The organism is Streptomyces sp. (genome assembly GCF_050698815.1).
In the GTDB taxonomy this organism is placed as follows: domain Bacteria; phylum Actinomycetota; class Actinomycetes; order Streptomycetales; family Streptomycetaceae; genus Streptomyces.
Genome location: NZ_JBOHCV010000050.1, coordinates 1 through 8,258, shown reverse-complemented (window position 1 = coordinate 8,258; position 8,258 = coordinate 1). Strand labels below are relative to the sequence as shown.

Here is an 8,258-nt window from a genome sequence, read left to right as displayed (position 1 = left end):
GTTCTCACGGGGTTCACGGGAGCCAGTGCCGTGACCGGCAATGTTTGCCCGTCAAGGAGCGTCGTCCAGCATGGGGTCTCCCCGGGCCGCAGGCCCAGGGGACGCCGATCGCAAGGCGGCCGGAAGTCCTTGTAGCGGAGCTACCAGGGCTTTCGGCCAACGCGGCGAGGGCGCGCGATGGGCGGCGCGACAGGGCAAAGCTTGACGGGAGGGGCACAATCGTCCTGCACATGCCGTCGTGGGCCCCGCCGCAGGGACACCGCGACGTGCGGCCCTGCCGAGTGCCTGCGAGGTGACCCGTGCCCACACCGGCTCCCGACCCCGCGCGGTCCGCCCTGCCCGGGCCGGCCGTACTCTCCGGTGACTCCGACGCCGGCAGCGTCTCCGGCGCCGCCGGGCTGCGCCGGAGGCGCCGGCAGCTGGGGCGCGTCCGCTGGCCGCAGCGGGTCTTCGCCCAGGTGCTCCTGACGCAGCTGGCCATCGCCACCGGCGTCACCGCGCTGGCCACCGGACTCTTCCTCGCCCCGCTCAGCGACGAGCTGGATGACCGGGCGATGGACCGGGCCCTGGCCATCGCCCAGACGACCGCGGCACAGCCCGGCCTCGCCCCGCTGCTGGCCTCCCCGGCCCGGCCCTCGGTCCACGGCCCGGTCCAGCGGCGGGCGGAACGGATACGGAAGGCCACCGGCGCCGGCTACGTGGTGGTCATGGACGAGAAGGGCACCCGCTGGTCCCACCCCCGGCACGGGCGGGTCGGCCGGCACGTCTCCACCGATCCCGGCCGCGCGCTCGCCGGGCACGAGGTGCGGCACATCGACGAGGGCACGCTCGGCCGGTCGGCGCGCGGCAAGGTGCCGCTGCGCGACGAGCACGGCGGAGTCGTCGGCGCCGTCTCCGTCGGCATCGCCTACGACGGAGTGCGCGACAGGCTGCTGGACCAGGTGCCGGAACTCCTCGCGTACGCGGGCGGCGCGCTCGGAGTCGGCATGCTGGCCGCACTGCTCGTCTCCCGACGACTGCAGCGCCGGACTCACGACCTCGCCTTCTCCGACATCTCCTCGCTGCTGGACGAGCGGGAGGCGATACTGCACGGCATCCGCGAGGGCGTCGTCGCCCTGGCCGCCGACGGCCGTATCCGGCTCGCCAACGACGAGGCGCAGCGGCTGCTGGAGCTGCGCCCGGAGGACACCGGGCGTCCGCTCGCCGAGGCGCTGGGGCCCGGGCGTACCGCCGACGTGCTGTGCGGCAGTGTGACCGGCACCGACCTGCTCACCGTCAGCGGCGGCCGGGTCCTGGTCGCCAACCGGATGCCGACCGGCGACGGCGGCGCGGTCGCCACCCTCCGCGACCGTACGGAACTGGAGCTGCTGGGCCGCGAACTCGACGGCTCCCGCGGACTGATCGACGCCCTGCGCGCACAGGACCACGAACACGCCAACCGGATGCACGTCATGCTGGGCCTGCTGGAGCTGGGGCTGCACGAGGAGGCCCTGGAGTACCTCAGCGAAGCGGTCGGGGTGCACCGGGCCACGGCCGAGCAGATCGCCGAGCGGGTGCGGGACCCGCTGCTGGCCGCGCTGCTGGTGGGGAAGGCGACGGTGGCGGCCGAGCGGGGTGTCGCGCTGCGCCTCACACCCGACACGCGGCTGCCCGACCGGCTGGTCGACCCGCGCGAACTGGTGACGGTGCTGGGCAATCTGGTCGACAACGCGCTGGACGCGGCGGCCGGTTCGGCGGACCCGTGGGTGACCGTGGAGCTGCGTACGGACGGCGGCGCGGCTGGTGCCGACGGCACCGGCGCCACCGTGCGGGTCGCCGACAGCGGCCCCGGCATCCCCGGCGAACGGCGCGAACTGGTCTTCACCGAGGGCTGGTCCACCAAGGACCCGCCCGCGCACGGCCGGCGGGGCCTAGGGCTGGCGCTGGTGCGCCGGCTGGCAGAGCGCCACGGCGGAAGTGCGCGGGCCGGCGAAGCGGCGGAAGGGGGCGCGGAGTTCACTGTCGTACTCCCCCAGGCGCTCCACCCGGGCACCGGGCGTCAGTCGCCGGCCGAGCCGCTCACGCCGCACCCGCACCCGTGAGCGACCGCACCTCCGTCTCCGCGTGCTTGGCCTCGTCGGCGGGTTCGCGCGAGGTGACGGTACCGAGCCAGCCCGCGAGGAAACCGAGCGGAATGGCGGCCAGACCCGGGTTCTCCAGCGGGAAGACGGCGAAGTCGAGCCCGGGGAAGAGCGCGCCCGGCCGGCCGGAGACGACGGGGGAGAGCACGACGAGTGCGATGGCCGGCAGCAGCCCGCCGTAGACCGACCACACGGCGCCCCGGGTGGTGAAGCGACGCCAGAAGAGGGCGTAAAGCAGCACGGGCAGATTGGCGGCGGCGGCGACGGCAAAGGCGAGGCCGACCAGAAAGGCGACATTGAGGTGCTGGGCGAGCAGTCCGAGTCCGATCGCCGCGGCGCCGACTCCGACCGCGGCGATCCGGGCCACGCCCACCTCGCCGCGATTCCCGCGCTTGCTGAACGAGGCGTACAGGTCGTGGGCAACGGACGCGGAGGACGCGAGGGTGATGCCCGCGACAACCGCCAGGATGGTGGCGAACGCGACGGCGGCGACGACGGCGAACAGCACGGAGCCGCCGGTCGAGCCCGCTCCCCCGCCCAGCTCCATCGACAGCAGCGGCACGGCGGTGTTGCCCGCCGGGTCGGAGCCGCGCACGGTGCCGCTGCCCAGCACGGCCGCGGCGCCGAAACCGAGGACGATCGTCATCAGGTAGAACGCACCGATGAGGCCGATCGACCAGACGACGGAGCGGCGGGCGGCACGGGCGGTGGGGACGGTGTAGAAGCGGGAGAGGATGTGCGGCAGCCCGGCCGTGCCCAGTACGAGCGCGAGGCCGAGGCTGATGAAGTCCAGTTGATGCGTCCACCCGCCGCCGTAGCGCAGCCCCGGGGCGAGGAAGTCCCGGCCGTGGCCGCTGCGTTCGGCGGCGGTGCTCAGCAGCGCCCCCAGATCGCCGCCGAAGCGCACCAGCACCAGCACCGTCAGTGCGAGGGCGCCCCCTAGCAGCAGCACCGCCTTGACGATCTGGATCCAGGTGGTGGCACGCATGCCGCCGCAGGAAACGTAGACGACCATCAGCGCACCGACGCCGATCACCGTCCATGAGCGCGCCGCACCGCTCGCACCGCCCAGCAGCAGCGCCACCAGGCTGCCCGCGCCGACCATCTGCGCGACGAGGTAGAGCACCGAGACGGTCACGGAGGAGATGCCCGCGGCGATCCGGACGGGACGCTCCCGCATCCGGGCGGCGACGACATCCGCAAGCGTGAACCGGCCGCAGTTGCGGACGAGTTCGGCGACGAGCAGCAGCACCACAAGCCAGGCGACCAGGAAGCCGACGGAGTAGAGCATGCCGTCGTAGCCGAACAGGGCGATGACTCCGGAGATGCCGAGGAAGGAGGCCGCCGACATGTAGTCGCCGGCGATGGCGAAGCCGTTCTCCAGCGGGCTGAAGAGCCGGCCGCCGGCGTAGAACTCCTCCGGCGAACCGTGACGTCTGCGGCTCGCCCAGGTCGTGATGGCGAGGGTGACGGCGATGACGGCGACGAACAGCAGCAGCGTCAGCGTCTGGTGGCTGCCGGTCACCGCACGCCCTCCCACGCGGCGCGGGAGGCGGGCGCCGTCTTCGTCCTCGGGCGGGCGGTGGAGTGGGACCGGGCCATGTCCTGCGTCTCCCAGCGCAGTTCGAGCGCGAGCCGGTCGCGCCGCAGGCGTGCGTGGCGCACGTAGGCCCAGGTGAGCAGGAAGGTGCTGGCGAACTGCGCGAGCCCGGCCGCCATCGCGACGTTGAAGACCCCGGCAACGGGGCGGGCCATCAGCCCCGGCGCGGTGGTCGCGGTGACGACGTAGGCGAGATACCAGGCCAGGAAGGCGACGCTGGCGGGCAGCACGAAACGGCGGTAGCGGCTGCGCACCTGCTGGAAGGCGGCGCTGCGCTGAACCGTGAGATAGACGGCGGCGTCCGCATCGCAGGGCTGCGGGGGCGGCCGCCGCCGGGAAGAACCGTTCCGGCCCGGGGAAGAACCGTTCCGGCCCGGGGCCGCGGGCAGGGCGTCGTGGTCACCCCGGCCGGAGGCGAGGGCGTCGTACCAGGGGTCGTCGGGGGGCATGCCCAAGGATGGGCAGAGGCACAAGATCACGGACGGGGCATCCCGGACTGTTCACCCCTTCAGGTGACGTACCCGGCTTTCCGGTATGCCCCGGCCGGTCCGGGCTCCGCTCAGACGTCGATCCGCGAGCGGTCCAGCGTCGCGGCCGAGGAGCTGATGAACTCCCTGCGCGGCGCCACGTCGCTGCCCATCAGCAGGTCGAAGGCGGTCTCCGCCGACTCAAGGTCGCTGATGTTGATGCGGCGCAGCGTGCGGTGGCGCGGGTCCATGGTGGTCTCCGCGAGCTGGTCGGCGTCCATCTCACCCAGCCCCTTGTAGCGCTGGATCGAGTCCTTGAAGCGGACCTTCGTACGCTCCAGTTCCAGCAGCGTCTGGCGCAGCTCGCTGTCGGAGTAGGTGTAGATGTACTTGTCCTGGCCCTTCTTGGGGCTGACCAGCTCGATCCGGTGCAGCGGCGGCACGGCCGAGAAGACCCGGCCTTCCTCCACCATCGGCCGCATGTAGCGCTGGAAGAGGGTGAGCAGCAGGCAGCGGATGTGGGCGCCGTCCACGTCCGCGTCGGCGAGGAAGATGACCTTTCCGTAGCGCGCCTGGTCGATGTCGAAGGTCCGCCCGGACCCGGCTCCTATCACCTGGATGATCGAGCCGCACTCGGCGTTCTTGAGCATGTCGGAGACCGAGGACTTCTGCACGTTGAGGATCTTGCCGCGGATCGGCAGCAGCGCCTGGAACTCCGAGTTGCGGGCCAGTTTCGCGGTGCCCAGCGCCGAGTCCCCCTCGACGATGAACAGCTCGCTGCGGTCGACGTCGTCACTGCGGCAGTCGGCCAGCTTGGCCGGCAGCGAGGAGGACTCCAGGGCGGTCTTGCGCCGCTGTGCCTCCTTGTGCTGACGGGCGGCGATGCGGGTACGGGCAGCGGCGACGATCTTCTCCAGCACGGCCCGCGCCTGCTGCTTGGCGTCCCGCTTGCCCGAGCCCAGGAAGCCCTTCAGCTCCTTGGCCAGTACCTGCGCGACGATCCGGGACGCCGCCGAGGTGCCCAGCACCTCCTTGGTCTGCCCCTCGAACTGCGGCTCCGCCAGCCGCACGGTCACCACCGCCGTCATGCCCTCCAGCGCGTCGTCCTTGGCGACGTCGTCCTCGGCGACGCGCAGCATCTTGGCCGAGCGCAGCACCTCGTTGACGGTCTTGGTGACCGACCGTTCGAAGCCGGTGACGTGGGTGCCGCCCTTGGGAGTGGCGATGATGTTGACGAAGGACTTCAGCATCGTGTCGTAACCGGTGCCCCAGCGGAGTGCGATGTCGACATCCAGCTCCCGCTGCACCTCAGTGGGGATCATGTGCCCCCGCTCGTCGAGGACGGGCACGGTCTCCTTGAAGTTCCCCTTGCCCTGCAGGCGCAGCACATCGCAGACGGCCTTGTCCTGAGCCAGATACTCGCAGAACTCACTGATGCCGCCGTCGTAGCGGAAGACCTCCTCGGAGACGCCGTCGGGACCGCGCTCGTCCCGTACGACCAGCGTCAGGCCGGGCACGAGGAAGGCGGTCTGCCGGGCACGGGCGTACAGCGTGTCCAGCGAAAGCCTGGCGTCCTTGAGGAAGATCTGCCGGTCCGCCCAGTAGCGCACACGGGTGCCGGTGCGGTTCTTGGGGAGCTTCTTGCCCTTGAGCAGTCCGCTGGAGGGGTCGAACGGGGCGTCGGGGCCCGATTCGGTGAAGATGCCCGGGACGCCGCGGCGGAAGCTGATGGCGTGAGTACGGCTGCCGCGGTCGACCTCGACGTCCAGCCGCGCGGAGAGCGCGTTGACCACGGAGGCGCCGACACCGTGCAGACCGCCGGAGGCCGCGTACGAGCCGCCGCCGAACTTGCCGCCCGCGTGCAGCTTCGTCATCACGACCTCGATGCCCGACAGACCGGTCTTGGGCTCGGCGTCGACGGGGATGCCGCGGCCGTTGTCCCGTACCTCGACCGAGCCGTCCTCGTGCAGGGTGACGTCGATCTTGTCGCAGTGGCCGCCGAGCGCCTCGTCGACGGAGTTGTCGATGATCTCCCAGAGGCAGTGCATCAGGCCACGGCTGTCGGTGGAGCCGATGTACATGCCGGGGCGCTTGCGCACCGCCTCCAGCCCCTCGAGAACGAGCAGGTGCCGCGCGGTGTAATTGGATCCACCGTCCCGGTCCGCCCCGGTGAGCAGAGCGGTGGACGGCTTGGAGTCCCCAGTGCCGGAGGCCAGGGTGGGGTCGGCGGTCACGCGGTTCGCTCCTCGCTGAATTCTGCTTGTGATGGCTGGTTGCCGCGTCAGAGGGTACCGAGACTGCAGGACAGAGCGTGCCGCGCCACCCAGGAAGGGGTACATGCTAGCCCACGCTCGATCTCGTGTTCGATAACTCGGATGGGTGACGCGCACATCACGTTCCCTTTGGCGCATGAACCATTTAGGCTCCGGGCACGTCCCCTTCAACAACGGGAACACCGCAGAGCCAAACAACTACACAACGGCACTAAATAGACATGAAGACCAAGCAATCCACGCAATACGGCTCATTCGCCGCCACCCGGCACCATGCAGCCGCCTCGAGGAGAGATTCTCGGGGAATCGCCGAGAGCGGGAACGTTTTCGGCCTGGTTGGATGTTGACCCTGGTACGACAGCTCGTCGAGCTAGAGAAGAGGCGACGTGACTACTGTTCTGACCCCCGCGACTCCGTTGACGGCCGCCGATCGCTGCGACCGCTGCAACGCCCAGGCGTACCTGCGCGTCGTTCTGCTCAGCGGCGGAGAGCTGCTGTTCTGCGCCCACCATGGCCGCAAGTTCGAGCCGGAGCTCAAGAAGATCGCCGCGGAGATACAGGACGAGACGGAAAAGCTCACCGCGGCTCCCGCGAATGCGGAAGCGGCGGAAGGCTGAGCGGCTGACCTGACACAACGTCCCAATCCGACGAGCTCGGACCGGCCGAGGGCCGGAATCGGTGGGCGGTCATCCGGCGTTGCCGGGTGGCCGCTCTTCGCTTTTTCGAGGCTTCCGCTCTCAGCGAACATCTCGCTCCCTCAGCCCCCGTGCGCGGAGATCAGACCCTGGACGGCGGAGACGCGGGTGTACACGCCGGGGCTGCCGGCTTCGCCGCACCCCGACCCCCACGAGACCAGGCCCACCACCCGCCCACGTGCCACCAGCGGCCCTCCGCTGTCCCCCTGGCAGGCGTCACGGCCGCCCGCGGAGAGCCCCGCGCACACCATCGACCTCTGCTGGAACGTGCCCTCGGAGCCGCTCGGGTAGGAGCGGGCACACACCGAGTCCGCCAGCATGTTCACCCGGGCGGCACGCAGCCCCGAGGCGTACCGGCCGGATCCGCTGGTGTCGCCCCAGCCGAAGACTTCGGCCGTGGTCCCGGGCGCGTAGGCCGCGTCGCCGGGCGCCGCCATGGCCACCGTGGAGCTCTCGGGCATCGCCGTGGAAAGGGTGAGTACCGCGATGTCTTCCGCGTTCGTCCTGGTGTCGAAGCGGGGATTGACCCAGGCCGCCCGCACCGCCACCTCCCGGCCCGTACGGGTGCCGAGATCCGCCCGCCCCGAGATGACGTGCAGGTCGTGCACCTGATCGAGCCGGACGCCGAGCACCTCCCGGCTGAGACAGTGGGCGGCGGTGATCACCGTACGGGTGCCCACGAGCGCTCCCCCGCAGAACTGCCCCGAGCGGGCATCCCCGAAGCGGGCGCGGCTCGCGAGCGCGACCACCCAGGGGTGTCCGGCGGCGCTCACGGGATGACCCCCCACGACCAGCCGGTCCCGCGGCCGGGTCTGAGCCTGGCTCTGAGGCGCCGGCAGCACCGTGAGCAGAGCGCCGCCGAGCAGCACGGCTATCAGCGCGGAGAGAGCGCGCAGCGAACGCATACAGCCCTCCAGTCCGTAGGCCTTCCGGACCCCCCAGAGTGAGCCGGATGGTCCAATTCCGCATCCCGGGGGAGGGAACACACGCACGGGCCGGTGTCCCTTCCGGGGACACCGGCCCGTGCGTGTGCGGGATGCGTTTCGGCGCTCGGCCTCAGTCCAGGTAGTCGCGCAGCACCTGGGAACGGGACGGGTGGCGCA

At 71.2% G+C, this 8,258-nt stretch carries 6 protein-coding genes; 2 read left to right on the top strand and 4 right to left on the bottom strand.

Going from position 1 to position 8,258, the window contains the following annotated elements; translation table 11 throughout:
• Positions 1–398: 398 nt before the first annotated feature.
• A complete protein-coding gene (locus ACRDP3_RS02215) occupies positions 399–2,081 on the top strand; it encodes an ATP-binding protein (RefSeq protein WP_431515086.1) in 1,683 nt (560 codons plus the stop codon).
• On the opposite strand, the gene ACRDP3_RS02210 is transcribed toward ACRDP3_RS02215, so the two are convergent.
• The 3 genes from ACRDP3_RS02210 to ACRDP3_RS02200 all read right to left on the bottom strand — a co-directional run bounded on the left by ACRDP3_RS02210 (position 2,059) and on the right by ACRDP3_RS02200 (position 6,421).
• Positions 2,059–3,645: a solute symporter family protein gene (locus ACRDP3_RS02210; RefSeq protein WP_431515085.1), complete on the bottom strand. Its 1,587-nt coding sequence runs from the start codon at positions 3,643–3,645 to the stop codon at positions 2,059–2,061. The two genes, ACRDP3_RS02215 and ACRDP3_RS02210, sit on opposite strands and share 23 nt — an antisense overlap.
• Positions 3,642–4,169: a DUF485 domain-containing protein gene (locus ACRDP3_RS02205; protein WP_431515084.1), complete on the bottom strand. Its 528-nt coding sequence runs from the start codon at positions 4,167–4,169 to the stop codon at positions 3,642–3,644. The genes ACRDP3_RS02210 and ACRDP3_RS02205 overlap by 4 nt, the downstream gene beginning before the upstream one ends.
• Before the next feature lie 110 nt (positions 4,170–4,279).
• Positions 4,280–6,421 carry a DNA gyrase/topoisomerase IV subunit B gene (locus ACRDP3_RS02200; RefSeq protein WP_431515083.1) on the bottom strand — a complete coding sequence of 714 codons (2,142 nt, stop codon included), beginning with the start codon at positions 6,419–6,421 and terminating at the stop codon, positions 4,280–4,282.
• A gap of 425 nt (positions 6,422–6,846) precedes the next feature.
• Here ACRDP3_RS02200 and ACRDP3_RS02195 point away from each other — a divergent pair, with 425 nt between their 5' ends.
• Positions 6,847–7,077: a DUF7455 domain-containing protein gene (locus ACRDP3_RS02195; protein ID WP_431515082.1), complete on the top strand. Its 231-nt coding sequence runs from the start codon at positions 6,847–6,849 to the stop codon at positions 7,075–7,077.
• Positions 7,078–7,217: 140 nt separating this feature from the next.
• Here the strand turns inward: ACRDP3_RS02195 and ACRDP3_RS02190 are convergent, their stop codons facing one another.
• Entirely contained in the window at positions 7,218–8,060 is an 843-nt protein-coding gene (locus tag ACRDP3_RS02190; protein WP_431515081.1) for a S1 family peptidase, read from the bottom strand.
• Between the last annotated feature and the right edge of the window lie 198 nt (positions 8,061–8,258).

Bases quoted from the DNA above. Each gene is read 5' to 3' on its own strand.
- ACRDP3_RS02190 (WP_431515081.1), bottom strand. From the start codon at position 8,060: ATGCGTTCGCTGCGCGCTCTCTCCGCGCTGATAGCCGTGCTGCTCGGC.
- ACRDP3_RS02205 (WP_431515084.1), bottom strand. From the start codon at position 4,169: ATGCCCCCCGACGACCCCTGGTACGACGCCCTCGCCTCCGGCCGGGGT.